General features: G+C 71.8%; 28 protein-coding genes and 1 pseudogene. 9 read left to right on the top strand and 20 right to left on the bottom strand.

Going from position 1 to position 26,360, the window contains the following annotated elements; genetic code table 11:
- Positions 1–30 precede the first annotated feature (30 nt).
- From LXM90_RS25705 to LXM90_RS25680, 6 genes are all read right to left on the bottom strand, one after another.
- Positions 31–582: a Uma2 family endonuclease gene (locus LXM90_RS25705; RefSeq protein WP_020092525.1), complete on the bottom strand. Its 552-nt coding sequence runs from the start codon at positions 580–582 to the stop codon at positions 31–33.
- Between the two features lie 76 nt (positions 583–658).
- Positions 659–2,068: an MFS transporter gene (locus LXM90_RS25700; protein WP_020092524.1), complete on the bottom strand. Its 1,410-nt coding sequence runs from the start codon at positions 2,066–2,068 to the stop codon at positions 659–661.
- Between the two features lie 101 nt (positions 2,069–2,169).
- Positions 2,170–3,099, bottom strand: a complete 930-nt coding sequence (locus LXM90_RS25695; protein WP_020092523.1) for a glutaminase — start codon at positions 3,097–3,099, stop codon at positions 2,170–2,172.
- Between the two features lie 308 nt (positions 3,100–3,407).
- Positions 3,408–5,177: an ABC transporter ATP-binding protein gene (locus LXM90_RS25690; RefSeq protein WP_026604824.1), complete on the bottom strand. Its 1,770-nt coding sequence runs from the start codon at positions 5,175–5,177 to the stop codon at positions 3,408–3,410.
- A 204-nt stretch (positions 5,178–5,381) separates the two neighbouring features.
- A complete protein-coding gene (locus LXM90_RS25685; RefSeq protein ID WP_020092521.1) occupies positions 5,382–6,758 on the bottom strand; it encodes an MFS transporter in 1,377 nt (458 codons plus the stop codon).
- Complete coding sequence (locus LXM90_RS25680) at positions 6,755–7,582, bottom strand: PRC-barrel domain-containing protein (RefSeq protein WP_234083061.1); 828 nt, start codon at positions 7,580–7,582, stop codon at positions 6,755–6,757. The genes LXM90_RS25685 and LXM90_RS25680 overlap by 4 nt, the downstream gene beginning before the upstream one ends.
- Before the next feature lie 339 nt (positions 7,583–7,921).
- Here LXM90_RS25680 and LXM90_RS25675 point away from each other — a divergent pair, with 339 nt between their 5' ends.
- Positions 7,922–8,329, top strand: a complete 408-nt coding sequence (locus LXM90_RS25675) for a hypothetical protein (RefSeq protein ID WP_026604823.1) — start codon at positions 7,922–7,924, stop codon at positions 8,327–8,329.
- A 29-nt stretch (positions 8,330–8,358) separates the two neighbouring features.
- Here LXM90_RS25675 and LXM90_RS25670 read toward each other — a convergent pair.
- From LXM90_RS25670 to LXM90_RS31945, 3 genes and pseudogenes are all read right to left on the bottom strand, one after another.
- Positions 8,359–8,789, bottom strand: a pseudogene (locus tag LXM90_RS25670) (PRC-barrel domain-containing protein); the annotation flags it as partial.
- Positions 8,790–8,907: 118 nt separating this feature from the next.
- Positions 8,908–9,393 carry a DUF2721 domain-containing protein gene (locus LXM90_RS25665; protein ID WP_042669689.1) on the bottom strand — a complete coding sequence of 162 codons (486 nt, stop codon included), beginning with the start codon at positions 9,391–9,393 and terminating at the stop codon, positions 8,908–8,910.
- A 49-nt stretch (positions 9,394–9,442) separates the two neighbouring features.
- Positions 9,443–9,565, bottom strand: a complete 123-nt coding sequence (locus LXM90_RS31945) for a hypothetical protein (protein ID WP_020092516.1) — start codon at positions 9,563–9,565, stop codon at positions 9,443–9,445.
- Positions 9,566–9,808: 243 nt separating this feature from the next.
- Here LXM90_RS31945 and LXM90_RS25660 point away from each other — a divergent pair, with 243 nt between their 5' ends.
- Entirely contained in the window at positions 9,809–10,168 is a 360-nt protein-coding gene (locus LXM90_RS25660) for an SWIB/MDM2 domain-containing protein (protein WP_012320460.1), read from the top strand.
- Positions 10,169–10,510: 342 nt separating this feature from the next.
- Here the strand turns inward: LXM90_RS25660 and LXM90_RS25655 are convergent, their stop codons facing one another.
- From LXM90_RS25655 to LXM90_RS25635, 5 genes are all read right to left on the bottom strand, one after another.
- Positions 10,511–11,308: an SDR family NAD(P)-dependent oxidoreductase gene (locus LXM90_RS25655; RefSeq protein ID WP_020092515.1), complete on the bottom strand. Its 798-nt coding sequence runs from the start codon at positions 11,306–11,308 to the stop codon at positions 10,511–10,513.
- A 68-nt stretch (positions 11,309–11,376) separates the two neighbouring features.
- Complete coding sequence (locus LXM90_RS25650) at positions 11,377–12,804, bottom strand: MFS transporter (protein ID WP_020092514.1); 1,428 nt, start codon at positions 12,802–12,804, stop codon at positions 11,377–11,379.
- A gap of 221 nt (positions 12,805–13,025) precedes the next feature.
- Positions 13,026–14,372, bottom strand: coding sequence for a hybrid sensor histidine kinase/response regulator (locus LXM90_RS25645; protein ID WP_020092513.1), 1,347 nt, complete (start codon positions 14,370–14,372; stop codon positions 13,026–13,028).
- Positions 14,369–15,571, bottom strand: a complete 1,203-nt coding sequence (locus tag LXM90_RS25640; RefSeq protein ID WP_020092512.1) for an FIST signal transduction protein — start codon at positions 15,569–15,571, stop codon at positions 14,369–14,371. Before LXM90_RS25640 ends, LXM90_RS25645 begins: the two co-directional genes overlap by 4 nt.
- Positions 15,572–15,729: 158 nt before the next feature.
- A complete protein-coding gene (locus LXM90_RS25635) occupies positions 15,730–16,299 on the bottom strand; it encodes a c-type cytochrome, methanol metabolism-related (RefSeq protein WP_234081204.1) in 570 nt (189 codons plus the stop codon).
- Between the two features lie 250 nt (positions 16,300–16,549).
- Between LXM90_RS25635 and LXM90_RS25630 the strand changes: the two genes are divergently transcribed.
- Both LXM90_RS25630 and LXM90_RS25625 read left to right on the top strand, forming a co-directional pair.
- The gene (locus LXM90_RS25630; RefSeq protein ID WP_020092510.1) at positions 16,550–17,224 is read left to right on the top strand and encodes a transglutaminase-like cysteine peptidase; all 675 of its coding nucleotides are present in this window, start codon (positions 16,550–16,552) and stop codon (positions 17,222–17,224) included.
- Between the two features lie 103 nt (positions 17,225–17,327).
- Positions 17,328–17,654, top strand: a complete 327-nt coding sequence (locus LXM90_RS25625; RefSeq protein ID WP_020092509.1) for a hypothetical protein — start codon at positions 17,328–17,330, stop codon at positions 17,652–17,654.
- A 93-nt stretch (positions 17,655–17,747) separates the two neighbouring features.
- On the opposite strand, the gene LXM90_RS25620 is transcribed toward LXM90_RS25625, so the two are convergent.
- The 4 genes from LXM90_RS25620 to LXM90_RS25605 form a co-directional block, all read right to left on the bottom strand.
- Positions 17,748–18,158, bottom strand: a complete 411-nt coding sequence (locus LXM90_RS25620) for a low molecular weight phosphatase family protein (RefSeq protein ID WP_234083060.1) — start codon at positions 18,156–18,158, stop codon at positions 17,748–17,750.
- 106 nt (positions 18,159–18,264) lie between these two features.
- The gene (locus tag LXM90_RS25615; RefSeq protein WP_020092507.1) at positions 18,265–18,747 is read right to left on the bottom strand and encodes a UPF0262 family protein; all 483 of its coding nucleotides are present in this window, start codon (positions 18,745–18,747) and stop codon (positions 18,265–18,267) included.
- A gap of 10 nt (positions 18,748–18,757) precedes the next feature.
- Complete coding sequence (gene hisD / locus LXM90_RS25610; RefSeq protein WP_020092506.1) at positions 18,758–20,053, bottom strand: histidinol dehydrogenase; 1,296 nt, start codon at positions 20,051–20,053, stop codon at positions 18,758–18,760.
- A gap of 21 nt (positions 20,054–20,074) precedes the next feature.
- The gene (locus tag LXM90_RS25605) at positions 20,075–20,521 is read right to left on the bottom strand and encodes a DUF2948 family protein (protein ID WP_020092505.1); all 447 of its coding nucleotides are present in this window, start codon (positions 20,519–20,521) and stop codon (positions 20,075–20,077) included.
- 188 nt (positions 20,522–20,709) lie between these two features.
- Here LXM90_RS25605 and LXM90_RS25600 point away from each other — a divergent pair, with 188 nt between their 5' ends.
- On the top strand, positions 20,710–21,102 hold the full coding sequence (locus tag LXM90_RS25600) for a hypothetical protein (protein WP_020092504.1): 393 nt from the start codon (positions 20,710–20,712) through the stop codon (positions 21,100–21,102).
- A gap of 48 nt (positions 21,103–21,150) precedes the next feature.
- Here the strand turns inward: LXM90_RS25600 and murA are convergent, their stop codons facing one another.
- Positions 21,151–22,440: a UDP-N-acetylglucosamine 1-carboxyvinyltransferase gene (gene murA / locus LXM90_RS25595; protein ID WP_020092503.1), complete on the bottom strand. Its 1,290-nt coding sequence runs from the start codon at positions 22,438–22,440 to the stop codon at positions 21,151–21,153.
- Positions 22,441–22,526: 86 nt separating this feature from the next.
- Positions 22,527–22,706, bottom strand: a complete 180-nt coding sequence (locus LXM90_RS25590; RefSeq protein WP_081636463.1) for a hypothetical protein — start codon at positions 22,704–22,706, stop codon at positions 22,527–22,529.
- Between the two features lie 347 nt (positions 22,707–23,053).
- Between LXM90_RS25590 and hemA the strand changes: the two genes are divergently transcribed.
- From hemA to rpmH, 4 genes are all read left to right on the top strand, one after another.
- Positions 23,054–24,322: a 5-aminolevulinate synthase gene (gene hemA / locus LXM90_RS25585; protein ID WP_026604818.1), complete on the top strand. Its 1,269-nt coding sequence runs from the start codon at positions 23,054–23,056 to the stop codon at positions 24,320–24,322.
- A gap of 280 nt (positions 24,323–24,602) precedes the next feature.
- Positions 24,603–25,400 carry an inositol monophosphatase family protein gene (locus tag LXM90_RS25580; RefSeq protein WP_026604817.1) on the top strand — a complete coding sequence of 266 codons (798 nt, stop codon included), beginning with the start codon at positions 24,603–24,605 and terminating at the stop codon, positions 25,398–25,400.
- A 70-nt stretch (positions 25,401–25,470) separates the two neighbouring features.
- Complete coding sequence (locus LXM90_RS25575; protein ID WP_012320444.1) at positions 25,471–26,016, top strand: adenine phosphoribosyltransferase; 546 nt, start codon at positions 25,471–25,473, stop codon at positions 26,014–26,016.
- A gap of 168 nt (positions 26,017–26,184) precedes the next feature.
- Entirely contained in the window at positions 26,185–26,319 is a 135-nt protein-coding gene (rpmH, locus tag LXM90_RS25570; protein ID WP_007558110.1) for a 50S ribosomal protein L34, read from the top strand.
- Positions 26,320–26,360 lie beyond the last annotated feature (41 nt).

Below are 26,360 nucleotides of genomic sequence, written 5' to 3'. Positions count from 1 at the left end.
GCGCCGCTGTGGCATCCGCCTCGGATCGGATCAAGCGCCGTCGTCGGCGGGCGCGAGGTCGGCGAACAGCTCGGGCACGGGCAGGCGCAGGCCGGGGGGCGTCAAATCCAGCGTCTCCCGGGTCGCGATGCGGGTCTCGATCAGGCCGCCCTGCGCGCGGCGGTGATGGATGACGAGACGCTTCACCGGATCCACGATCAGATAGTGGATGACGCTCTCCAGACCGAAGTAGCGGGTCAATTTCAGGCCCGAGTCCACCGCGCGTGTGCCCGGCGACTGAACCTCGACGACGATGACGGGATCCGGCACTTCGATGGCATCGAGATCCATCCGGGGCCCACAATAGACCAATGCATCCGGTTCGAATGTCGTCGTGCTGTCGATGCGGACCGTCATGCCGTCGGGCATCATGTGGCAGACGACACCGGAGGCTCTGATCGCGCGATTCAGGGCTGTCTGTGCTGCGAACTTGACCAACGCATGTCCGGCCCGCTCCGGTGACATCGCGAACACCTCGCCATCGACCAGCTCGAATCGCCCCGGCTGCCCCTCGGCCCAGGCGAGAAACTCGTCGACCGTCATCCGGGATCTCGGCTGAGCGACCATGCCCGAGGTTAGCACGGATTCGGCTTGCCGGGAGCTGTGCTCCTCACGGGCCTCACCCCGCGATCTTCTCCAGCGCGACGTCCCGCGTCCGGGGACCCAGCAGCCCGACGAGCAGGCCCGCGGCCAGCATCGCCGCCGAGATGAACAGGAACACGCCCGGCGTCCCGGCCTCCCGCAGCACGAACGCGATGACGAAGCCGGTGAAGATCGCCGAGAAGCGGCTCCAGGAATAGACGAAGCCGACCGCCCGGGCCCGGATGCCCGTGGGGAACAGCTCGGCCTGATAGGCGTGGAAGCTGTACGACATCACGTTCGAGGCCAGCGTCAGGCCGATGCCGAGCGCCACGATGACGGTGACGTCCCGCGTCTGCGCGAAGGCCAGGCCGCAAGCGATGTAGAGGAGGGCGGCGGCCACGATGACGTGCTTGCGCTCGAACCGGTCGGCGATGGCGAGGCCGATCAGGGGCCCGACCGGGGCGGCCAGCGCGATCAGCGCCGTGTAGGCGAGGCTCGACGTCACCGTGATGCCCTGGGCCACCAGGAGGGTCGGCACCCAGTTGGCGAAGCCGTAGAAGCCGACCGTCTGGAAGACGTTGAACCCCGCCATCATCAGGGCGCGGCGCCGGTAGGGCTGGACCCACATGTCGCGGAACGCGCCGCGCGGCTGCACCGGCTCCGGCGCGGCCGGTGCGGGAAGCGCGCCGCCGTGCTCGGCCGCGATCCGCGCCTCCAGCCGCCGCAGGACCGCCTCGGCCTCCGCCAGACGGCCGTGCTCGACGAGCCAGCGCGGGCTCTCCGGCAGGCCCGCTCGCATCCACCAGACCACGATCGCCGCCGAGGCGCCGATCAGCACCACCCAGCGCCACCCGTCGATGCCGAGGGGCGCCGCCGGGATCAGCAGGTAGGACAGGAACGCCACGACCGGCACGGCGGTGAAGCCGATGCCCTGGCACAGGGCGAAGGCCCGGCCCCGGATCGCCTTCGGCACCAGCTCGGACAGGTAGCTGCCGATCGTCACCATCTCCAGGCCGAGGCCGATCCCGGCGATCAGGCGCCAGAGATTGAGGCCGAAGGCGTCGCTCTGGCAGGCCATCACCACGTTGGCGGCGGTGTAGGACAGCAGCGACCACGTGAAGATCGCCCGCCGGCCGAACCGGTCGGCGAGCCAGCCGCAGGCGATGGTGCCGATGAACAGGCCGGTGAAGAGGGCCGCGACGAAGCTCGCGACACCGCTGGCACCGAACAGGCCCGGAGTCGTCGGCGTCAGGATCCCGGCCTTGACGAGGCCCGGCGCGACGTAGCCGGTGAACAGCAGGTCGTAGAGTTCGAAGAAGAAGCCGAGCCCGAGCAGCATCACGAGGCGCCAGACCGTCGGCGTCGCCGGGAGCCGGTCGAGACGGGCCAGGATGGCGCCGGGATCGAGACCCTCATCGGAAGCCTGGACTGCCGTACGCGTCGCCATGCAGGTGAGCCTCGTCTCGGCGCCGCGGCGCCCCGCCGGCGCAGTGCCGCGGAAGCGTGCAGCGCGCAAGGGGGCGCGACGCGGGCCGCGCGGCGGAGCCGTCAGGCGCCGAAGACGGACCAGCCCATGCGCTGCGTCAGCCGCTCCAGGGCGATGCGGCCGAGATGGGAATTGCCCGCCGCGTCGAGGCCGGGCGACCAGACGGCGATGGACGCCTTGCCGGGCGCGATCGCCAGGATGCTGCCGCCGACCCCGCTCTTGCCCGGCAGGCCCACGCGATAGGCGAACTCGCCCGACCCGTCGTAGTGGCCGCAGGTCAGCATGATCGCGTTGATGCGGCGCGCGCGCTCGGCCGAGACCACCGAGTGGCCGGTCGACGGGTTGACGCCGTTATGCGCTAGGAACCGTCCGGCCCGCGCGAGCTGGCGGCAGTTCATCGCGATGGCGCAGTGGTGGAAGTAGACGCCGAGCGTGTAGTCGACCGGATTGTCGAGGACGCCGAACGACTTCATGTAGTTGGCCAGCGCGGTGTTGCGGAAGCCCGTGCGCTTCTCCGAGGCCGCCACCGTCTCGTCGATGGTGATGCTGGAATCCTGGGCCAGGAACTGCATGAAGCGCAGGATCTCGCCCAGCGCCTCGCGGGGCTCGTGGCCCGAGAGGATCACGTCGGTGACCGCGATCGCGCCCGCGTTGATGAAGGGATTGCGCGGCACGCCGCGCTCCCGCTCCAGCTGCACGATGGAATTGAACGGGTTGCCCGAGGGCTCGCGGCCGACGCGCTTCCAGAGGCGGTCGCCGACCATGCCGAGGGCGAGGGTGAGCGTGAACACCTTCGACACGCTCTGGATCGAGAACGGCGTCTCGCTGTCGCCGCCGGTGAAGACCTGCCCCTCGGCGTCGATCACCGCCAGGCCGAACTGGCCGGGATCGACCCGGGCCAGCTCCGGGATGTAGTCCGCGACCGCGCCCCGGTCGGGGCGCTGGGCCATCTCCTCGGAGATCTCCCGGATGACGTGGGCAAGGTCGGGCACGGTCGGGCTCGGGCGTCGCGTTGCGTCGGAACCGGGCCGGTTCGCGACGTCTCAGGCGATGCAAGGTCCGGTCCGGCCGCGGGGTGATCTAGCAGTGCCGGGCGGGCGTGGGAACCGGAGCGGCCGTGCCCGCGCGATGATCAGCCGGCGAGCGCCGGCCGCCGGGCCGTCACTCGATCCGCACCGTCATCGCGAGCGCAGCGAAGCGACCCAGGGATGCGCCACGCTCGGGCATCGCGTGCCTCACTGGATTGCTTCGCTGCACTCGCAAAGACGGCTGCGGTGCGTCCGCTCGGCGAGAAGGATCATCACGCGGCGGCGAGCGCCATCGCCATCGATTCCTTCTTCATCAGCTCCCGGAAGAAGCCGTCGAGATGGGTCAGCTTGTCGGGCGAGCCGTCCTGCGCGATGCGGCCGCCGTCGAGCACGACAATCCGGTCGAAATCCTGCAGCGTCGAGAGACGGTGCGCGATCGCGATGACGGTCCGGCCCTTCATCAGGTTGGCGAGGGCGTGACGGATCGCCTGCTCGGATTCGGCGTCGAGCGCCGAGGTCGCCTCGTCGAGCAGCAGGATCGGCGAGTTCTTCAGGATCGCCCGGGCGATGGCGATGCGCTGGCGCTGGCCGCCCGAGAGCTTCACGCCGCGATCGCCCACGATCGTGTCGAAGCCTTCCGGCAGGGCCTTGATGAAGTCGGTGCAGTGCGCCGCCTCGGCCGCCTGCCAGACCTCCTCGTCGGTCGCCTCGGGCCGGCCGTAGCGGATGTTCTCACGCAGGGAGCGGTGGAACATCGAGACGTCCTGCGGCACGACCGTGATGGCCTCGCGCAGGGATTCCTGCGTGACGCGCTCGATGTTCTGCCCGTTGATGCGGATCGCGCCGCTCTGCACGTCGTAGAAGCGCTGGATCAGCGAGAACAGGGTCGACTTGCCGCCGCCCGACCTGCCCACGAGGCCGACGCGCTGGCCGGGCTCGATGACGAGGTCGAAGTCGGTGAAGACGGGGCGCCCGTCCGGATAGCTGAACGCGACGTGCTCGAACTCGATCTTGGCGCCCTGGCCGCTGAGCGGCTGCGCCTCCGGATGGTCCACGAGGTCGTGGGGCTGGAGCAGGGTGTGCAGCGCCTCGGAGAGGCGGGCGGTGTGCTGGGTCGCGTCGACCAGCGCCACCGCGAGGTCGCGAGTCGCGGCGAGGATGCGGATGCCGAGCGTGCAGACGAGGACCACCTGACCGTTCGTCGCCTGGCCGGCCTCCCACATCTGGATCGCCCAGTAGAGCAGGCCGAACACGGCGAGCACGGTGAGCACCGCGTGCACGATGCGCAGCTTCTCGAGGTAGAGCAGCGAGGAGCGGCGGGCGCGCATCTCGGTGGCGACGGTGCCCTCGAAGCGCTGGCCCTCGCGCTTGAACGCCGAGAAGGCGCGCACGAGCGACATGTTGCCGACGAGGTCGACCATCTCGCCGTCGACGGAGGCGGCCTTGGCGGCGAAGTCGTGGTGCAGCGGCTTGCCGGCCGCGGCCATCTTGAACATCAGCACGACGACGGCGGCGAACACGCCCGCCAGGATGCCCGCCATGGTGAGGTTGACGGTGGCGATGTAGGCGATCGACCCGAAGGCCGCGACCGTCGGCGGCATCACGTTGAACACGAACATGTTCTCGACCGTGAAGATCGCGTTCGAGGTCGCCGTGATCCGCGACGCCAGGGTGCCCGGCTGGCGGTCGGAGAAGAAGGTCGGGGAGTGGCCGGTCAGGTGCCGGAACAGGTCGCGCCGGATGTCGCCCGTGATGCCCACGAAGGTGAAGGCGCCGGTCAGCGCGGCCACGCGCCAGAGCATGTTGTCGGCGGCGATGAAGGCGATCAGGACCGCCAGGGCGCCCCAGATCACGGTGTTGTCGGGGCCGGGACCCTTCGTCAGCGCGTCGACCACGCCCTTCAGGGCGTAGTCGGTGGAGACCGAGAAGCCGACGGCGCCGAGCACCGAGATCAGGATGACCAGGTGCGGCAGCCAGCGGCGCCGGAGATACCGTCCGACGAAGGCGAAGGGCCTGTCGGCGTATCGGTGCAGCTCTTCCATCGCGGTGACCATTCCGTATTCGCGCGGCTTTGGCTTACGGGCTGAGGCGGAGTGCAGCGCGGGCGCAGTCTGACCCGCAGCGGCAACGCGAGAGCGTTGCCATATGTTTCACCGGCTCGCACCTTCGCCGCGCTTTTATCCGCAGAACCTGAACGCCGCTTGAGCGGCTTGGAAACACCCAAGCGAATCCGATGCCGCGCCGGGTCAGGCCGCGCGCTCCGGCTGGCGCGTCTCCGGCATGATCAGCGCCACCAGCATGAAGGCCGCGAAGCCGACGACCGCGAGCCCCAGGAAGGCGCTGTGGCTGCCGAGATGGTCGGCCATGATGCCGGCGAGCGAGGTCGAGAGGGCCGCGCCGATGCCCATGGCGGTCCCGACCGCACCGAGGGCGAGGTTGAAGCGGCCGGTGCCGCGGGTGAGGTCCGACACGATCAGCGGCACCATCACGCCCAGCACCGAGGCCGAGATCCCGTCGAGCACCTGGATGGCGACGAGGCCGTAGGGGTTGGTCGTGTAGGCGAGCAGCAGGCCGCGGACCGGGAGGGCGCCGAAGCCGAACAGCAGCACCGGGTAGCGGCCGAAACGCTCGGCGGCCCGGCCGACCGCCGGGGCGCTCACCGCGAGGACGGCCTGCGGGACCATGATGCAGGCCGCCACGAGCGCGGTCGCGGTCTCGCTCGCCCGCAGGGTCAGGACGCTGCCGACGAGGGGCAGCATCGCGGCGTTGGCGAGGAAGAACAGCACCATGCAGGCCGCGAAGCACAGGAGGCCGCGGTTGGTCAGGAGCGCGCGGATGCCGTCCTGGCCGGACGCGGGCGCCGTCGAGGCCGGCACCGCCTGGGCCGGGGCCGGCTCCTTGAACACGCCCGGATCGATGTCCTGGGCGCGGATGCGCGCCAGCGCGATCACCGTCGGGATCCCGAGGGCGGCGGTGAGGTAGAAGACGGCGCCGTTCGACAGGTAGTAGCCGATGGCGCCCATGCCGGCCGCGCCGAGGGCGTTGCCGAGGGCGGCGAAGCTCGCGTTCCGGCCGAGGCGCTCGCCGGCCCGGGCGCGCCCGACCAGACCGATGCTGATCGCCGCGATGGCCGGCGTCAGCACGCAGCTCGCGGCCGAGTGGAGCGCCATCGCCAGGAGCACGATCAGGAAGCTCGGCCAGACCGCCAGCGCGAAGGCGCTGCCGGCGATCCCGATGACCGCCACGGCGGCGGCGAAGCGCTTCGAGCGCACGACGTCGACGAAGGCGCCCCCCGGCACTTGGCCGAGGAGCGCCACGAGGCTGCCGACCGTGAGGGCGAAGCCGATGTCGGACTGGGTCCACTTGGCCTGCGAGAAGTAGACCGCCAGGAACGGGCCGAACCCGGTCTGCAGGTTCGCGACGAAGAACGCGAAGGCGTCGAGGCCGTAGCGGCTCGCCGACGAGATCGCGCGTTCGCCGTGGACCGCCGAGCCTGCCGGTGCGCGCGCGGCCTCGGCCGCCTGATCCTTCAGGCGGGTCGGACGGGAACGGATGTCCTGCCGGGGCACGTCGCGCTCGCGGGGGGCGGCGGCGGTTCTGACCTTCAACCGGGCCACCGTCACTTATCCGGTGCCTTCTCCGGGGGCGGGGCGGGCGCGGGCGCGGGCACAGGCGCGGCGGGGGTCGGCGGGGTCGCGGCGGCCGGCGCCGCAGCGCCCGAGGCCGCGTTGCCGGGCGCCGGCGCGGCTGGGACCGGGGCCGGGGCCGGGGCCGGGGCCGACTGCGGCGGCGTCGCGGAGCCCGCCGTCGGCGCGGCCGCCTGCTCGCCCTCGGCCGCGGGCGCGGCCGGGCTGGCGGGGCCCAGGACCACGATCGGCTCGCCGGCCTTGTATTCCGGGGAGACGCGGACCTGATTGCGGGTCAGCGCGACCGACAGCTTGCGCTCCTTCCCGCCGTCCGGCGTGAAGCGAAGGGCGCGCCAGTCCACGGCGATCTTGCGGGTTCCCACACCGAGGAAGCCGCCGAAATCGATGATGGCGGCGCGGGGATGGCCCTCCTTGTCGATGATGATGTCGATGACGCGCCCGAGTTCGTCGCCGCCGGCGCTGCGCACGCTGCGGCCGAGCAGGCTCTCGTAATCCTGCGTGTCGAGGACGGTGGCGGGTGTCCCCTGCTGCTGGGCCTGGGCCGCGGAGGGCGGCGCGCCCGCGGCAGCCGGCGGGCTGGCGGGCGGGGCGGCCGGGGTCGCCGCGGGCGGTGGCGTCGGGGTCGGTACCGGGGCCGGCGTCTGGCCCGGGGTCTGGGCCGGCGTCTGGGCCGGCGGTGCGGATGGCGGCGCGGCCGGACTCTGCGGCGCGGCCTGACCGGCAGGACCCTCGCTGCCGCTCACCTGGGCCTGCGCCGCGGCCCCCGACGCCCAGAGGGCGAGCGTCACGGCCGCGATCATCCGGTTGGTTCTGAACACGCTTCGTCCTCTGAGGAAAGGCCGGGCCGCGCCGGCGTGCCGGCGCGTCCACGACCGCATTCGGCCGGTTCCGGGTCCGCCGCCGGCAGGATCCCGCCCGCGGATGGCGTCGTGCCGCAGGACCTGGGCGAAGTTATGGACCGTGGCGGCCTCGCAGCAAGGCTCGGGCCGCGCGGGGCGCCCGCACGGTCCGAGGGGGCGGCGTCATCCCCCGGCGTCCCGCGGCGCTGTCTGGTTTTCGCCGCATCCCCAGCGTAGACAACCGCGCATAAACCCACGCGAGCCGCGGATGGCACCGTGGCCACTGTCGAGGACTACACGATGTCGACCCTCACCACGTCGCGATGCGCGGCAGCGCGCGGCCTCGCGCTCGGTGCCGCCCTGTCCGGTCTCGTGGCCGGCTGTCAGGCGCTCGGCGGAGGCGGAGGCGTGATGCCGGCGACGGAGGTCGGGCTGCCGCCGTCGCTGCGCGGTTCGCTGCCGAACCGCGAGCCGCGCAACGCCGCGGTCGATGCCGACGGTCAGCCTCTCCAGACGGCGCCGACGAGGCAGCTCGCGATTCCCAAGACCGCCGGCGGCGCCACGCGGACGGCCGACAGCGGCGAGCGCCGCATCCGGCGCGAGGATCTCGACGGCGGCAACGCGGCCGTCGGCGGCAGCGGCGGCAGCGGCTCGATGGGCCCGATGCTGTCGCCGGGCGGCAGCGTCGGCCTCGGCGGGAAGTTCTGAGCCGGCACGTCCCGGGGCTCCCTCCGCAGCGAAGCGTCCGCGCGCCGCGACGCGGGGTGATCCGCGCCCGACAGCGCGGGTCGACGAGCCGGGCCTAACCGGCCGCCTGGCTCGGCGCCTCCGCGAGCACGCCGGGCTCGAGATCGACCACGTAGCCGCCGAGTTCGGTGCTGTAGCTCAGCGCCTTCCAGGGCAGCGGGTGGTGGGTCTCGCCGAGCCCGAGGAAGCCCCCGAAGGCCAGAACCGCGTAGGCGACCTGTCCGGAGATCTTGTCCACCATGATATTGTGGATGACGCCGAGGTGGCGGCCGCTGCGGTCGTAGACGGCGGTGCCCTCGACCCTGTTGGACGCGATCAGCCGCGGCGTCTCGTCGATGGCAACGCCTTCGCCGGCGGCGGGGTCGAGCTCCAGCGTGCCGGGCTTTCTCAGGGTGCGCTCGTTGGGCAGGTCCGTCGGCATGATCTCTCCCGGTTCGCGCGCGGGGTCGTGCCCGCGCGGCGGTCCCTCGGCTCACTAAGCGCGCCGGTCGGGACCGGTTCCGCCGGCGGGGCGCGGGGTCCGGACCCGCACCGAGCGCTCAGCGGTCGGGCGGCATGCCGGCGCTCGCCCGCCGCTGGTTGATCCGGTCGCGGACCGAGCGGTTCGCCAGCAGCATCTCGAAGCCGAAGGCCACGAGGGCGCACAGCGTGCACAGGATCGCCGCGCCGAACAGGCCGAACAGCAGGGTCGCGACCGTGCTGTCGCGCAGCGCGCCCACGAACAGCGTCAGCACCGAGCCGCAGGTCGCCACGCCGCCGAGCGCGGCCAGGAACACCGCGGCGTCGAGCGCGAGGGAGCGCCGGTGAAGGCGGTCCAGGCGCTGACCGAGGCGGACGCGCTCGGCGTCGCCGGCCCCCGCCAGCAATCCGGAGACGTGGTCGGCCTGGTCCGCCACGCGCGCGAGGCGGGCCCCGAAGACGTTGAGGAGCGTCGCGATGCCCGACAGCAGGAAGACGGGGCTGAGCGCCACTTGGACGACGTGGGCAGTCCCTTCCAGGCTCGCGAGGGTGATCGGGTCGGTCATGCGGTCGGGCTGATGCACCCGGCGGACCGGCGCGGCAATCCCGGGTCGCTCAGATCAGTCCGCGCCCCGGCGCGGTGCCGGAGGCCGTCGTCTCCGCGCGGATCACCAACCCGAGACCGGTGACCAGTCCGGTGGCGAGCAGGAGCGCGAGCGTGAGGGCCGGGGCGAACATGTCTGTACTTCGCGCGCAGGATTGTTAAGAGCAGGTTTCGCGCCCGGCATCGGACCGAATAATCTTCACCACGGCGTCGATCGGGCGATCCCACAGGGGATTCTCGTGCGTGCCTTGTGGATGAGGGGGCTGCAAAGGCAATTTCCCCTTGGAACGGCGGCGGCACCGCTTAGTTGCTGCTATGCTGGCTCGGCCGTGGGGCGATCATGCCCCGGCCTGCGGCCCGAGAACCGGAGGAAGTTTATGGCCACAAAGACCGAGAAGGCTGCGCCGAAGGCGGCCAAGACCACCAAGACTGCGGAGAAGGCCGCCCCGGCGAAGGCTGCGAAGCCGGCTGCCGCCAAGTCGGCCGGCACCAAGCCCAACGCTCTGCAGCAGCCGCTGAAGCCGTCGGCCGAGCTCGGCGCCATCGTCGGTACCAGCCCGCTGCCCCGCGGCGAGGTGGTCAGCAAGGTTTGGGACTACATCAAGAAGAACAATCTTCAGAACCCGCAGAACAAGCGCGAGATCGTTGCCGACGACAAGCTCAAGAAGGTCTTCGGCAAGGACAAGTGCTCCATGTTCGAGATGAACAAGCATCTCGCCGCCCACCTGAAGGCCTGATCACGACCTAGAGCCAAGTCCGGCGTCTCGTCTGGGCCGACGGCTCTAGGTGCCTCCGCGACGCTCCAGTCGGGCCGGCCGACCGGCCGACATGGCGCGGCGCGCCGCGGGCGAAAGCCCGTTATCCAGAGCCGCCGGTCGCTCCGGCGGGCTCGGGCGATCCGCGGAGCGGGGCGCGTCCACAGGTCCGGATCCACGGGTCTGGATCGCGGGCTTCCTCGCGCGCTCTCGCCGGGCCATCGCGGTGCCGCGTCCGCGGGTTGGTCGACCGGGCCACCACTTCCGAGACCGGCGGGTGATGCCCGGACCGGTCCTGATCCCGGGGTCGGGCCCTGCCTGATCCTAGGCGACGCCCTGCAGGACACCGCCGTCGACCCGCAGAGCTGCGCCGGTGGTGGCGCTCGCGGCCGGGCTGCAGAGATAGGCGACGAGGTTCGCCACCTCCTCCACCCGCGCGAGGCGCCGGATCAGCGAGGAGGGCCGGTGCTCCGCGACGAACTGGCGGCCCATGGCCTCGAGGTCGGCGTCGGCCGCGCCGCCGGCCATCTGCGTCATGAACTCCGCGACGCCCTCCGACAGGGTCGGGCCGGGCAGGACGCTGTTGACCGTCACGCCGCTGCCGGCCACCGTCTGGGCGAGCCCGCGGGAAATCGCGAGCTGCGCGGTCTTGGTCATCCCGTAATGGACCATCTCGGTCGGCGTATTGATCCCGGACTCGCTGGAGATGAAGATCACCCGGCCCCAGCCGCGCTCCGCCATGCCGGGCGTGTAGGCCCGGGACAGGCGCACGCCGCTCATCACGTTGACGTCGAAGAAGCGCTGCCAGTCGGCATCCGGGATCTCGAAGAACGGCTTCGGCTCGAAGATCCCGGTGTTGTTGACCAGGATATCCACGACCGGCAGCCCCTGGACGAGCGCGGACACGCCGTCCGCGGTCGCGACATCCCCCGGTGCCGCGAAGGCGCGGCCGGCCCGCGCCTCGCCCCGCAGCCTCGCCAGCGCGGCCTCGACGCGCTCGGGCGTGCGGCCGTTGATGCCGACCTCGGCGCCGAGATCGAGGAGTTCCTTGGCGATGGCGTAGCCGATGCCGCCGGTCGAGCCGGTGACCAGGGCCTTCCGGCCGGAGAGATCGAGATCCATGGGACGCTCCTGCACGTGACTCGTCGCGTCAACGCGGTCCCGCGCCCGCGGTGGCATACGGGGTCGGTCTAGCCGCTCCGACTCCGCCGCAGGACGCTGGCGCAGCCGCCGATCACCGAGAGCGCCACCGCGCAGGAGAGCGAGATGGTGACGGCCCGCTCGGCCCCGAGCCCGTGCGTCAGGCCGAAGATCACCGCCACCAGGGCCGCGCCGAGCGACTGCCCGGTGAGCCGCGCCGTCGACTGCATCCCGCTCGCCCCGCCGGCCCGCTCGCGCGGCGCCGAGGTGACGATGACCTTGTTGTTGGGCGACTGGAACAGGCCGAAGCCGAGGCCGCACAGGGTGAGCCTCCAGACGATGTCGAGGGTGGCGGGGGCCGCGGGCAGGAGCGTCACGCTGACGAGCCCGGCGGCCATCATGGCCAGCCCGACGCCGCCGAGGATGCCGGGCGGGTAGCGGTCCGCGAGGCGGCCGGAGATCGGCGCCATCGCGGCGACCGCGATCGGCCAGGGGGTGAGCAGGAAGCCGGTCTGGGTGCTGGAGAGGTGCAGCACGTCCTGGAAGTAGAAGGGCAGCGCCACGTAGGAGACCATCTGGGCGCAGAACGAGGCGACGGACGTCGCCATCGACAGGGCGAAGGCGGGGATCCGCAGCAGGTCGACCGGCAGGAGCGGGGCGGGCAGCCGGATCTGGCGCCGGACGAACACCGCGCCGATGACCAGGGCGGCGGCGAGCTCGACGATCGCGACGCTGCGCGCCTCCGGATCGCCGAGACCGTCGATCCCGATGATCAGCAGGCCGAAGGTCAGCGCGTTGAGCACCGCGCTCGCGAGGTCGAAGGGGCGGCCGCTCGCCGGTGTGACCGGCAGGGTCCGGGACGCCACCGCCAGGGCCAGCAGGCCCACGGGGATGTTCACGAGGAACAGCCAGGGCCAGGTCGCCACCGACAGGATCGCCGCCGCCACGGTCGGGCCGGCGGCCGAGGCCACCGCCACCACCAGCGCGACGTTGGCGACCCCCTGGCCGATCATCCGGTGCGGGTAGATGAAGCGCACGAAGCCGATATTCACGCTCATGATCGCCGCGCCACCGAGGCCCTGGACGATGCGGGCCGCGATCAGCATCGGCAGGTTCGGCGCGACCGCGCAGGCGAGCGACGCGGCGACGAACAGCGCGAGCCCCGGCAGGTAGACTTTCCGGAAGCCGAAGATGTCGCCGAGGGCCGCGAACGGCAGGAGGCTCGCCGTGACGGCGACCTGGTAGGCGTTGACCACGAAGATCGCGTCGGCCGGCCGGACCGCGAGGTCCTTGGCCATGACGGGCAGCGCCACGTTGACGATGGCCCCGTCGAGGACCGCCATGGTCATGGCGAGCCCGATCGCCGCCATGGCGAGGACGCGCTCGCGCGGCGGCAGGCCGTCCTGGACGGGCCCCTGCGCGGTGCCCTGAGGATGACCCGGCGGGCTGCCTGTCGGACCGTGCGGGACCTGCGCCATGGGTGCGCGCTCCTGCGGCGTCCCGGCGGGTCCGTGACGTCGATGGCGGGGGGACATCCGGGCACGGGACGCGCCGCGGATGCTACTCCCTGTCGCGCAGGCGGGGAGGCCCGTCGAGGGGTGCCGTGTGTCCTATGTCACGGCGCGGACGGGAGTGTTCGCCGCGGACGCCCGCGGCTCGGATCCGGCGCGAGCCGGCGCGTCGCGGCGCCCGATCGGGCTCAGGCCAGCATGTAGGTCAGCAGGGAGCGGAGCTGGGCCGGCTTGATCGGCTTGTGCACGAGCTCCGCGCCGGCGGCGGTGACGCGCTCCTCGACCGCGCCGGTATGGTCGGCGGTGGTGACGATGACCGGGAGCGGCCCGGTATGCAGCGCCCGGAGATAGGCGGCCACGTCGAGGCCGCAGGCGCCGTCGTCGAGATGGTAGTCGAGCACCAGGATGTCCGGCGCCCCGGCGCCCGCCGCGACGGCGGCCTTCACCCCCGCGAGGTCGCGGAAGGTCGAGACCCTTGCATCCCAGTTCTGGAGCAGGCGCGCGAGGGCGTCGGCCGTGGAGGCGTCGTTCTCCACGACGAGGACGTGGGCTCCCGAGAGCCGGGTCGCCACCGGGGCGGGCGGCGCCGCGGCGGCCGGGACCGCGCTCAGGGGCAGCGTCAGCGACACCCGGGTGCCGTGGCCGACCCGGGAGCGCAGCCGCAGGGGATGATCGAGGGCGAGGGCCATGCGGCGGACAATCGACAGGCCGAGGCCGAGGCCCGGCTCCTCGCCGCTGCTCGGCCGGTCGCCGCCCCGGAAGAACTCGTCGAAGACGAGCTCGCATTCCTCGGCGGCGATGCCGCAGCCCGTGTCGGTCACTTCGATCCGGACGCCGCCGGACCGGCGCCGGGCCGCCAGGACGATCCCGCCGGTGCGGGTGTAGCGGACGGCGTTGGAGACGAGGTTCTGGAGGATCCGCTGCAGGAGCACCACGTCGCTGGTGATGGTCAGGTCCGGGCAGTGCACCGACAGGCGCAGGCCCTTGCGCTGCGCGAAGGGTTCGAAGCTCTCCGCGATCCCCGCCAGCAGGTCGGGCAGGAAGACGGGCTGGACCTGCGGCCGGACAATCCCGGCATCGAGCTTCGAGATGTCGAGCAGCGTCTTGATCAGGTCCTCGATGGTCTGCAGGCCCCGCTCCACCTGTCCGGCGATGGTGCGCGCCTCCGGCGGCACGTCGAGGTCGGCGAGCGCCGAGATCGAGAGGCGGGCGGCGTTGACCGGCTGCAGCAGGTCGTGGCTCGCCGCCGCCAGGAACCGCGTCTTCGAGCGGTTGGCGGTCTCGGCCTCCTCCTTGGCCGCGGCCAGCGCCTCGTTGGAGCGCTCCAGCCGGTGCATCAGCCCGGTCAGCTCCTCGGTGCGGGTGCGGACCCGGCCCTCGAGCATGATCGCCGTCTGGAACAGCGAGTAGGCGCTGCCCCGCTGGTCCATGGAGCGCTCCACATGGGACATCAGCGCGGCGTTGATCCGCTCGAGCTTCTCGATCCGCCGGTGCAGGGACGCGTCGGTCTCGAGGCCGTTCGGGTGCAGGGTCACGACGCGGCCGGGGCGGGGGCCGCGGCCGGCGCGCCCGCGGCGAGGGTCTTGCCGATGGCGATGCCCGTGAAGGTCTGGTTCAGGTGCATCGCCCGGTACTGCTCGCCGAAGGTCTCGAAGCCGACGACGTTGTAGCGGCGGTAGAGGTCGGCGATCCCGTGGCGGACCTGCCGGCTCTCGGCGTCGAGGCGGCGGAGCACGCACTCGAAGCCGATGATGAGGTCGACGCCGCCGAGCACGGCGTCGAGGCGCGCCAGCTCCGCCCGGGTCGAGGCGACGATGTCGCGCGGCTCGGCGAGGGTCAGCACCACGCCCTCATCCACCGCGCAGAAGAAGCTGAGCGAGCCGTCCTCGTTCATCCGCCGGATCGAGCGGCAGAAATACTCGCCGCCGACCTTCACGGCGAGCGGGTAGGCGGCGAAGCTCATCGGCGACAGGCCCTCGGGGTCGAGGCCGATCGCCATCGCGTATTCCCGGGCCGCCGGCTCGGCGTTGAGCTCGTGCACGGTGCGGCGCTCGCCGTCCGAGGCGGTGACCACGAACTTGGTCCGCGTCGGCTCGAAATTGTCGCTCTTGAAGATCTCCACCGAGAAGTCGGTCTCGACGAGCACCAGGACCGCCGCCTTGCGGTGGATCTTCCCGCCGTGGAGCATGACGGCGTCCCGGAAGCGCAGGTCGTCGCCGGCCGAGCCGCCGACGATCGGGATGCCGTCGAGCGCCCAGGCGATCGCCGAGACCACGGTCTCCTCGGCGTTGGCGAGCCCGTCGATCAGCGACAGGGCGAAGCGGTGGCCCGTGCCGGCCGCGTCGACATCGCGGCACCGGTCCAGCGGGTCCAGGGTCCGGCGCAGCGCCCGGACCGCCGAGGCGGTCCGCTCCACGTCGAGGTGGTCGATGGCGTCGAGGACGGTCGAGACGATCCGGAACCGCTCGGCCGGGAACGCGATGACGACGAGCCCGCGGTCGAGGCCGCCGGCCGGGGCGATGCCGCCCGACATCGAGCAGCCGGCCACCGGCACGCCGGGGAACCGGGTCTCCAGGGCACGGGCCAGGATCTCGGCATCGTAATCGGCGGAGAAGAACGCGACGACCTGCGACAGGGCGGTGTCACCGACCGCGAGCGCCACCTCCGCGGCCGCGTCGGCGGCCCCGGCCGCGTCCGTCCAGGCCGTCCAGATGCCGCACAGATGGCGGCGCACTCCCGATCCTTGAGCCACGTTCCACCCCCTGCGACCCCCTCGGCAGGCTTGGCGCCCGCTCTTCAGCGTCTTGGGCGGAGTATGTCGTGCGCAATCGAGCGGTGCAACGGGGCGTGTCGACCCGGTCCGGTTCGCGCGGGAAGCCGGACCGGGAGGGCTCACTTCATGCAGGCATCCTCGGCCTTCTCGAAGGCCGAGGGCTTGGGTTCGTGCTCGGACGGCCGGTTGCGGCCGAGCGCCCCGTCGGAGCGGGCGCGGAGATAGGTGTAAATGTCCGGCAGGTAGCAGGTGACGTTCTTGTTCTCGCCGAAGGCGGGCATCACCAACTCCTGCGAGGCGTTCACGTCTCTCTTGCCGCCCACGACGATGCCGGCGAACTGCGCGTAGTCCATGCCCTTGAGGGCGTCGACCAGCGACGGCGCGTAGGTCGATCCCAGCCCGTCGGGGCCGTGGCAGGCCATGCAGTTCGCGCTGTATCGGACGTAGCCGGACATGGTGTACCAGTCGACCATCTTGCCGCCGTCCGTGACGTGGTAGGTCGGGTTACCGTTCTTGTCGGTGTACTGACCGTCCTGGACCTTGGCCGGCTGCGTCGGCCCCTCGCTCTTCAGGTCGGTCGCGGGCGGGGCGGTGGTCGGAGCCGCGGCGGAGGCCGGCAGCATCCCCAGGGTTCCCGCTGCGAGCCCGGCCAGGACGAGGCCGGCCACTCTGTCTGCAACGCAACGCATACGTCTTCCTCCTGCCGCCCACAGGCTTCTTCTTGGTGGCGCGGTGCCGGGATAACGGCGGATCTCGTCGGAGAACACCTTGAGGCGCCTTCACGTTTTCGCGCACGGCCGGTGAGCGTCACGATGACCGGCCGAGAGTGCGCTTATCCGCGTTGCGCACAGCATTAACCTTTTGTTAATCGGCGGATTGCCGCCGGCCCGCCGGCGTGAGAGCTTTCGTTAACGAGAGCTTAACGGTTGGGTCCCGGCGATGCGGTTCGCGGTTTCCATGATGCAGGGCCTGGTCAAGGGACCCGCCTCGCGTCGGCTCTCCCGGAGCCGCCGGGCGGCCCTGGCTGTCCTCGCCGTCGCGGGGCTCGCCGCCCCGGCCCAGGCGCAGACGCTGGCGAGCCTGCCCACCGAGGCCGGCGCCCGGGTGCAGGGCGATGCCAAGCCGATCGCGGCGTGGGTGACGTTCTGCCAGACCTACGCGGCGGAGTGCGCGCTGGACCGGGGCGAGCCGGCCCGGATCAGCCTGACGCCGGCGACCTGGGCGACGATCGTGTCGGTGAACCGGCGGGTCAACAAGGCGATCGAGCCGATGACCGACCAGGACCACCTGCACGTGGCCGACCGCTGGGACCTGGCCGAGGACGGCATCGGCGACTGCGAGGACTTCCAGCTGCTCAAGCGCCACATGCTGGCCGAGGCCGGCCTGCCGCGGCGGGCGATGCGCATGACCGTGGTGATCGACGAGAAGGGCGAGGGCCACGCCGTGCTGACCCTGATCACCGACCGGGGCGACCTGGTGCTCGACAACAAGACCAGCGCGATCCTGCCTTGGCACAAGACCGGCTACGTGTTCATCAAGCGCGAGAGCCAGGACGCCGTCGCCTGGGTCTCCCTCGGCGGCGTCACCTCCCCGGTCACCACCGCAAACCGGTGAACAAGCCACGCGGCGAGCAGTGGAACCTCGGCCGCATGCGCCGTTCCTTAACGGATCGCTAACCCTGCGGCGCCACTCTGTCGGGTGACGGAGTGCCTTAACGATGCCGCGAGCCCGCCACGTGACGCCGGTCCCGCTTCTGGCGGTCGTCCTCGTCGCCGCCGCCTGCGGCACCGCCCGGGCCGCGAGCGAGACCGAAGCCCGCCACGCCGCGTGGCGCGACTGCGTCAGCCGCAACTTCCGGATCCAGGCCGCACTGACGGACCGGGATCTCGCCGCCGACGCCGCCTTCCGGGCCTGCCGGACCGCCGAGGACGCCTATCTCGCGACCCTCGCGGCCTCGCCGCTGCTCGACGACGAGGATGTCGGGCGCGCCCGGCCGCTCCTCGCCGGCCGGATGCGCGCTTGGCTGGTCGGCAACCGCGGCTGACGTCGGCGATTCCTGGCAGCGGCCATCGGGAAAGGACGTTTCCGCCAAGCGCGTGAGGTCGGCCAGCAAGGCAGCGTCGCGGGGGCCTGCCGCCTATGCCTTCAGGCGCGCCTTGATTCGCCGGGTCAGCCCGTCGCGGACGTCGCGGTAGGCGTCGAGGCGCTGCTCGCGCGAGGCGTCCTGCAGCAGCGTCGGGTCGGGAGTCGGCCAGTACTCGACATCGGCCGCGAGGGTGTGCGTCAGGTCCAGTGCCCGGTGGTGCGCCTCCGGCGCGAGGGTGATGATCAGGTCGAAGTTCAGGCCCTCCCAGTCCTCCAGCTCCTCCACGGTGCGCGGGCGGTGCCGGCTCGCGTCGATGCCGACCTCGTCGAGGGCGGCGACCATGAACGGGTCGGTGGGCTCGCCGGAGCGCACCCCGGCCGACTGCACGTAGGTGGACTTGCCGAAATAGGCGCGCGCGATCGCTTCCGCCGCCACGGAGCGCACGGCGTTGTAGTTGCACATGAACAGGACGGACTGCACCCGCCGCTTCTTCGGGGGCGCGTGGGGAAAAGGCTCGGGAGGAGGCTCGGGAGCGGGCTCAGCCATCGCCGGTCGGCGCGGAGGGCGCCTAACCCTTCCAGTGCAGCGCGAAGATCAGGGTGAACAGGCGGCGCGCCGTGTCGTGGTCGAGGTCGACCTTCCCCTCGAGCCGCTGCTTGAGCGTCTCGGACGCCTCGTTGTGCAGGCCCCGCCGACCCATGTCGATCGCCTCAATCTGCGACGGTGAGGCGGTGCGGATCGCGTTGTAGTAGCTCTCGCAGATCATCTCGTAGTCGCGGATCACCCGCCGGAACGGCGTGAGCGACAGGAGGTGCGTCATCACCGGCTCACCGTCCACCGTGGTGATGGCGAAGGACAGCTTGTTCTCGACGAGTCCGAGCGTGAGCGCGTAGGGGCCCTCCCGCCCGGGGATGGTGAAGGAATTGTCCTCCAGGATGTCGAACAGGGCGATCGCCCGTTCGTGCTCCTGATCCGGATTGCCGCGGGCGATGGACCCCTCGTCCAGGCTCACCTTCGCGAGGCGGTTCGGCCCGCGCTGCTTCTCCGCCATCCCCAAAACCTCACAGGTTCAACCGGATCGCGACGGAGCGGGCATGCCCCTCCAGGCCCTCGGACCGGCCGAGGTTTATCGCTGCCGGGCCGAGCGCCCGCAAGCTCTCCGGCGTGCAGGCGAGGATCGTCGTCCGCTTCATGAAGTCGAGCACGCCCAGCCCGGACGAGAATCGGGCGGAGCGCGCGGTCGGCAGCACGTGGTTGGGGCCGCCGACATAGTCGCCGATCGCCTCCGGCGTGTGCGAGCCCAGGAAGATCGCGCCGGCATTGCGGACCTTGGCGGCGAGCGCCTCCGCGTCCTGCGTCTCGATCTCCAGGTGTTCGGGGGCGAGGCGGTCGACCAGGGGCACGGCCTCGTCGAAGGTGCGGACCCGGATGACGGCGCCGTAATCGCGCCAGCTCGCCCGGGCGATCTCCTGACGGGGCAGGGTGGTGAGGGCGCGCTCGACCGCCGCCTCGACGGCGCCGGCGAGTTCGGCGCTGTCGGTGATCAGGATCGCCTGGGCGGCCACGTCGTGCTCGGCCTGGGCCAGGAGGTCGGCGGCGATCCAGTCGGGGTTGGCGTGGCCGTCCGCCAGGATCAGCACCTCGGAGGGGCCGGCGATCATGTCGATCCCGACCTGGCCGAAGACCCGGCGCTTGGCCGCCGCCACCCAGGCGTTGCCGGGCCCGACGACCTTGGCCACGGGGGCGATCGTGGCGGTCCCGTAGGCGAGGGCCGCGACCGCCTGGGCGCCGCCCACCCGGTAGACCTCGTGGACGCCGGAGAGCTGCGCGGCGGCCAGGACCAGCGGGTTCATCTGGCCGTCCGGGGTGGGCACCACCATCACGAGGCGCGGCACCCCGGCGACGCGCGCCGGCAGCGCGTTCATCAGCACCGAGGAGGGATAGCTCGCGGTGCCGCCCGGGACGTAGAGGCCGACCGATTCCAGCGCGGTCCAGCGCCAGCCGGCCGTGACGCCGAGGGCGTCGGTGGCCCGGTGATCCGCGGGCCGCTGCGCCCGGTGGAAGCTCTCGATCCGCTCGGCGGCGAGGCGCAGGGCCTCCAGCGAGTCCGGCGGGCAGGCCGCGACGGCCGCTTCGATCTCCGCGTCCGTGACCCGCAGCTGCGCGGCGGAGAAATCGGCGCCGAGCCGGTCGAACCGCCGGGTGAAATCGACCAGCGCCTCGTCCCCGCGGGCGACGACGTCGGCGATGATGCCGCGCACCGCCTCGTCCACATCCTCGGCGATCTCGCGCTTCACCGTGAGGAGGCGCGCGAAGGCGGCGGCAAAATTCGGATCGCTGCTGTCGAGCCGGACCATCGGGAAGCCTTCTGTCTCGCGTCAGGCCGCCGAGCCGGCGGCCGTATCGGTGTCGATGTCGTGCCCGGGACGGTTCGCCGATTCCCAGACCGGGCCGAGATCCTTCATCCGGACCTCGATGCACTCGACCTCCAGCCGCAGGGCCGCGCCGCCGGAGAAGACGAGGTCGATGTGCCCGGAGGGCGCGTCCGTCGGCTCGAAGGTGAGGGCGAGCAGGCTCATCGGCGTCGCATCGTCCGGCTTCAGGCCGCGGCTCTTCACGCCCAGCACGCGCTCGATGTGCAGGCCGGCGAGGCGCCGGCGCGGCGGGGCGCTCGGCGTCCAGTCGAAGCGGCGCACCGCCATGAGGAAGCGGTGCTCGCCGGCGAGGAAGGTCAGGTCCTGCGGTCGCAGGATCGCGTCCTGCAGATGGGCCGAGATCACGGTCAGGTCCTCGGTGTCGAGGGCGGCGAGCCTGAGCAGCTCCATGCAGAGGGTCCTCGGGGAATACGGGGCGCGGGTCGGGCGGCGAGGGCCGGTCCGCGGCACGGCGTAGGTAGCGGCGCGGCCCCGTTCGGGCAACGGCTGGTCTGGGGATCGCGATCCCGGCCGGGCACAGGCTCGGGCCAGCGTCGCCGTTTAGACGCGCCGGCGGTCGAGCCGGGGCAGGGTCTCATATGGCGGCACTCACCGAGCGCGCGGTTGTGGCGGTGCTGACCGTCGGGATGCAGGCGGCCGGACCCGCCGTCGCGCAGGTCGGTCCGGACGCACGGCCCTACATCTACGGTCGTCCGGCGCCGGATCGGGATCTCTACGCACCGCCGCCCGGCGGGCGTCCGCCGCCTCCGCCCGCGGATGACGGGTATGGCTGGCGTCCGCCCCCGTTGCCAGTCGACGATGCGTACGACAGGCGCGGCCCGCGCTGGCGCGGCGACTTCGGGCGCCGGTGGGACGACAGCGTCTGCGTGACGGCCCGCGGCACGTGCAGGGTGCGCCCGGGGCCTCCCGACGCGCCCTGCGGCTGCGAGATCCCCGGCTTCGGCTACAGGCGCGGGCAGATCGAGGACTGAGCCTCGGGCGCTGCCGCGCGCCGGCCGGCTCGGACCGAGCGCTGCCGCTCAGGCCCGGACGCGCTCGATCTGCGCGCCGCACCGGCCGAGCTTGGCCTCCAGCGCTTCGAACCCGCGGTCGAGATGGTAGACCCGGTTGATCTGGGTCTCGCCCTCGGCGGCGAGGCCCGCGATCACCAGGGAGACCGAGGCGCGCAGGTCGGTCGCCATCACGGGGGCGCCCTTCAGCCGGTCCACGCCCTCGACGATGGCGAGGTCGCCCTCCAGGCGGATCTTCGCGCCGAGGCGGGCCAGCTCCTGCACGTGCATGAACCGGTTCTCGAAGATGGTCTCGCGGATGTGCGACTGGCCCTTCGCCAGCGTCATCAGCGCCATGAACTGCGCCTGGAGATCCGTGGGAAAGCCCGGGAACGGGTCGGTGGTGACGTCGACCGCCGCGATGCCGGCGCCGTTGCGGCGCACGCGGATCCCGCCCTCGACCTGCGTGATCTCCGCGCCCGTGGTCGTCAGGACGTCGAGGGCCGAGTGGAGCAGGTCGGCCCGGGTATCCTTGAGCACGACGTCGCCGCCGGCCATCGCCACCGCCATGGCGTAGGTGCCGGTCTCGATCCGGTCGGGCAGGACCTCGTGGCGGGCGCCGTTCAGGCGGGCCACGCCCTCGATCTCGATGCGCGGCGTGCCGGCGCCGCGGATCTTGGCGCCCATCTTGTTCAGGCACTCCGCGAGGTCGACCACCTCCGGCTCGCGGGCGGCGTTCTCGATCACCGTGGTCCCGTAGGCCAGGGCGGCGGCCATCAGCGCCACGTGCGTGCCGCCCACGGTCACCTTCGGGAAGGCGAACTCGGCCCCGCGCAGGCCGTTCTTGGTCCTGGCGACGACGTAACCGGCGTCGATCTCGATCTCGGCCCCGAGCTTCTCCAGCGCCATGATCAGCAGGTCCACCGGCCGGGTGCCGATGGCGCAGCCGCCGGGCAGCGAGACCTTGGCCTCGCCGAACCGGGCGAGCAGCGGTGCGATCACCCAGAAGCTCGCCCGCATGGTCGAGACCAGCTCGTAGGGCGCCGTGGTGTCGATGACGTTCGAGGCGGTGAGCCGGATCGTCTGGCCCGTCTCGGTGGTCTGACCGGGGCGCTTGCCCACGACCATGTGGTCCACGCCGTGGTTGCCGAGGATCCGCGTCAGCGCGGCGATGTCGGCGAGCCGCGGCACGTTGATCAGCTCCAGCGTCTCGCCGGTGAGCAGGCTCGCGATCATCAGCGGCAGCGCCGCGTTCTTGGCGCCCGAGATCGGGATCACGCCGTTGAGCGGCGCGCCGCCGGTGATGTGGATGCGGTCCATCGTGTGTCCTCGGGCGGCGCACCCGCGAGGGCGCGCGGCCGGCCGTGCTGATCGCGGGCGCGGCAGCGCCCAGGCTTGGCCGTGCCCTATAGACCGGATTTGTCGGAATCAGGACCGTTTCCGTCCGATTCCCGCGCGCAGGACTGATCCGCGCCGGGAGACGGTCTTCCTTCGGCCCGCCCGCGGCCCTGCGCCTTGCGGCGGCGCAGGTTCTGGCGCAGCGCGGCCTTGAGGCGCTCCGCCCGCTCGTCCCTGGAGTCTGTCACGGCGCGACCCTTGGTCGCCGCAAGGTCGGGGCCGCGCGGTCCACGCCGGACGAGCCATCTGCGGTCGGAGACATGAGCTGTTGCAGGGGGCGGGAGCCAAGTTCGGGTCGGAAGAACGTGCCGGACGCTAGCGGGTTCACGCGGGCCTCTCAACGGATGCAACGCTGCGATGTCGGAACCTTACCTTGAACCAGTTCCAGATCCGCGCGTATCTTGCGGCCCTCACGCGAAGGACTGGACCGAGGCCGGACCTCGATCGCGGGCCTGAGACGCCGCTCACGCGGTGTCGCCCGCGCGGCCGAACACGCGAAGGACGCTCGATGACCGTCACCCGGATGCCCAGCACGATGCTCGCCCAAGCGGGATCGACGCGCGCCGGATCCGGCTACGAGCGCTACTTCCGCGGGGCCCTGGATCAGCTGCACGGGGAACGGCGGTACCGGGTGTTCGCCGACATCGAGCGGATCTCGGGGCGTTTCCCGACCGCCAAGTGGCGCCAGCCGGACGGCAAGACCACCGAGATCACCGTGTGGTGCTCCAACGACTACCTCGGCATGGGCCAGCACAAGGAGGTGGTCGCCGCCATGACCGAGACCGCCGCCCGCTGCGGCGTCGGCGCCGGAGGCACCCGCAACATCGCCGGTAACACCTCGCCGCTGGTCGACCTGGAGCGCGAGCTCGCCGACCTGCACGGCAAGGAGGCCGGCCTCGTCTTCACCTCCGGCTACGTCTCGAACCAGGCCGGCATCTCGACCATCGCCAAGCTGATCCCCGACTGCCTGATCCTGTCGGACGCCTTCAACCACAACTCGATGATCGAGGGCGTGCGCCATTCCGGCTGCGCCAAGACGATCTTCCGCCACAACGACCTCGCCCACCTCGAGGAATTGCTGCGGCAGGCCGGCGACCGGCCCAAGCTGATCGTGTTCGAGTCGGTCTACTCGATGGACGGCGACGTGGCGCCGATCGGCGCGATCTGCGACCTGGCCGAGCGCTACGGCGCGATGACCTACCTCGACGAGGTCCACGCCGTCGGCCTTTACGGCCCGCGCGGTGGCGGCATCGCCGAGCGCGACGGCGTCATGCACCGGGTCGACGTGATCGAGGGGACGCTGGCCAAGGGCTTCGGCTGCGTGGGCGGCTACATCACCGCCTCGGCGGCGATCTGCGACGCGGTGCGCAGCTTCGCGCCGGGCTTCATCTTCACGACGGCGCTGCCGCCGGCAGTGGCGGCGGCGGCGCGGGCTTCGGTGCGCTACCTGAAGCGCTCGAGCGCGGAGCGCGAGGCGCACCAGCGTCAGGCGGCGGCCACGAAGGCGGCGCTGAGCGCGGCGGGGCTTCCGGTCCTGGAGACCGAGACGCACATCGTGCCGGTGATGGTCGGCGATGCCGAGCTGTGCAAGGCGGCGGCGGACCATCTGCTGGAGCACCACGCGATCTACATTCAGCCGATCAATTACCCGACGGTGCCGCGCGGGACCGAGCGGCTGCGGATCACGCCGTCGCCGTTCCACGACGCGGCGCATATCGAGCGCCTCGCCGCGGCGCTGGGCGAGACCTGGCAGGCCCTGGACCTGCCCCGCGCCGGCACCGTCTTCGTCGAGGCCGCGGAGTAGGATCCGCGCCGCCGTCCCGGCCGGGCCGTGTTGCGGGCGCCCGTCTTTGCGAGCGGAGCGAAGCAACCCAGGGATGCCACATCTGCGGCCGGCCTGCTGCCCTGGATTGCTTCGCTCCGCTGGCAAAGACGGGCGCGGCGGTATGCTGAGGCCGGCCTGACCGCGCCGGCTCCGCGCTGAGGCAGCGGCCCGCAGCGCTTCCATGTCCCGTCCCCATCTCGTCTTTTCCGGCGCCGACCTGTAACGACGGCGCCAATCCTCATCCGCGAAAAGTCCGCCTATGATCTCCTCACCCCTCATGACCGTCATGGTCGATGCCGTGCGCAAGGCCGCGCGCGGCCTGCGCCGCGACTACGGCGAGGTCGAGAACCTGCAGGTCTCGCGCAAAGGTCCGGGCGACTTCGTCTCCGCGGCCGACCGCAAGGCCGAGGAGGTGCTGCGCGACGCCCTGATGAAGGCGCGTCCGGGCTACAGCCTCGTGCTCGAGGAGAACGGGATCATCGAGGGGACCGACAAGAGCCACACCTGGCACATCGATCCCCTCGACGGCACGTCGAACTTCCTGCACGGCGTGCCGCATTTCGCGGTCTCGGTCGGTCTCGAGCGCGAGGGCCAGATCGTGGCCGGCGTGATCTTCGACCCGATCAAGGACGAGCTGTTCGTCGCCGAGCGCGGCAAGGGCGCCTATCTCAACAACCGGCGCCTGCGCGTCTCCGGCCGCCAGGACATGGCGGACGCGCTGGTGGGCTACGGCACGCCCTATCTCGGTCGCGGCAGCCACCCGCGCCTCTTGCGCGAGCTCGGCGCCGTGATGGCGGTGGCCGGCGGGACCCGCCGGATGGGCTCGGCGGCCCTCGACATGGCCTACGTGGCCTGCGGCCGCCTCGACGCCTACTGGGAGCGCGACCTCCAGACCTACGACTTCGCCGCCGGCGTGATCCTGGTGCGCGAGGCGGGCGGCTTCGTGACCTCGGCGGACGGCGCGGCCGAGCCGCTGGCGCCCCGGTCGGTGGCCTGCGGCAACGAGGGGCTTCACCGGGACCTCGTCGCCATCCTCAAGAAGGTCCAGGCGGCCTGAGCCGCCACCGACTGGTCAGGCCGTCGGGCTTCTGCTTTAAGCCCGCGGTTCCCCACGGAAGGCCGAACGCATGGAAGCCCGCCGCCACGTCGCGCTGAAGGAATCGGTCCGCTCGATTCCCGATTACCCGAAGCCGGGGATCATCTTCCGCGACATCACCACGCTGCTGAGCGACCCGCGTGCCTTCCGGCGGGCGGTGGACGCCCTGGTGCATCCCTACGCCGGCGGACAGATCCACCAGGTGGCCGGCATCGAGGCCCGGGGCTTCATCCTGGGCGGGGCCATCGCCCACCAGCTCTCCTGCGGCTTCGTGCCGATCCGCAAGAAGGGCAAGCTGCCTCACAAGACTGTCTCGATGGCCTACGCCCTCGAGTACGGGACCGACGAGATCGAGATCCACGTCGACGCCGTACGGCCCGGCGACAAGGTGCTGCTGGTCGACGACCTGATCGCCACCGGCGGCACCGCGATCGCGGCCGTGAACCTGCTCCAGAAGATCGGCGCCGAGATCGTGGCCGCCTGCTTCGTCATCGACCTGCCCGAGATCGGCGGCGCGCAGCGCCTGCGCGACCTGGGCGTCGAGGTGCGCACCCTCATGCAGTTCGAGGGTCATTGAGCCCCGCGAAACGTTGACTTCGCGGGGCCCATCCGCCATAAGCCCGCCACTCGCGACGTGGCGCCCCGCATGGGCGCCCTTCGTGTTTGCAGACAACCAGGACGCGTGAAGGTCGGGTGCAGCAATAGCTGCCCGCGAGCGCGCCTCGACCTTTGAAGGCTCTGAGCCATGAAGAGAACCTACCAGCCGAGCAAGCTCGTCCGTAAGCGCCGTCACGGTTTCCGTGCGCGCATGGCCACCGCCGGCGGCCGCAAGGTCATCGCGCGCCGTCGCGCCCATGGCCGCAAGCGCCTGTCGGCCTGAGGCCTGATCCTCGCCGGCGCGGACGCTCCGACGCATCCGCG

It is taken from the genome of Methylobacterium oryzae (genome assembly GCF_021398735.1).
Taxonomy (GTDB): Bacteria; Pseudomonadota; Alphaproteobacteria; order Rhizobiales; family Beijerinckiaceae; genus Methylobacterium.
This window is presented reverse-complemented; position numbering and strand designations above follow the sequence as displayed.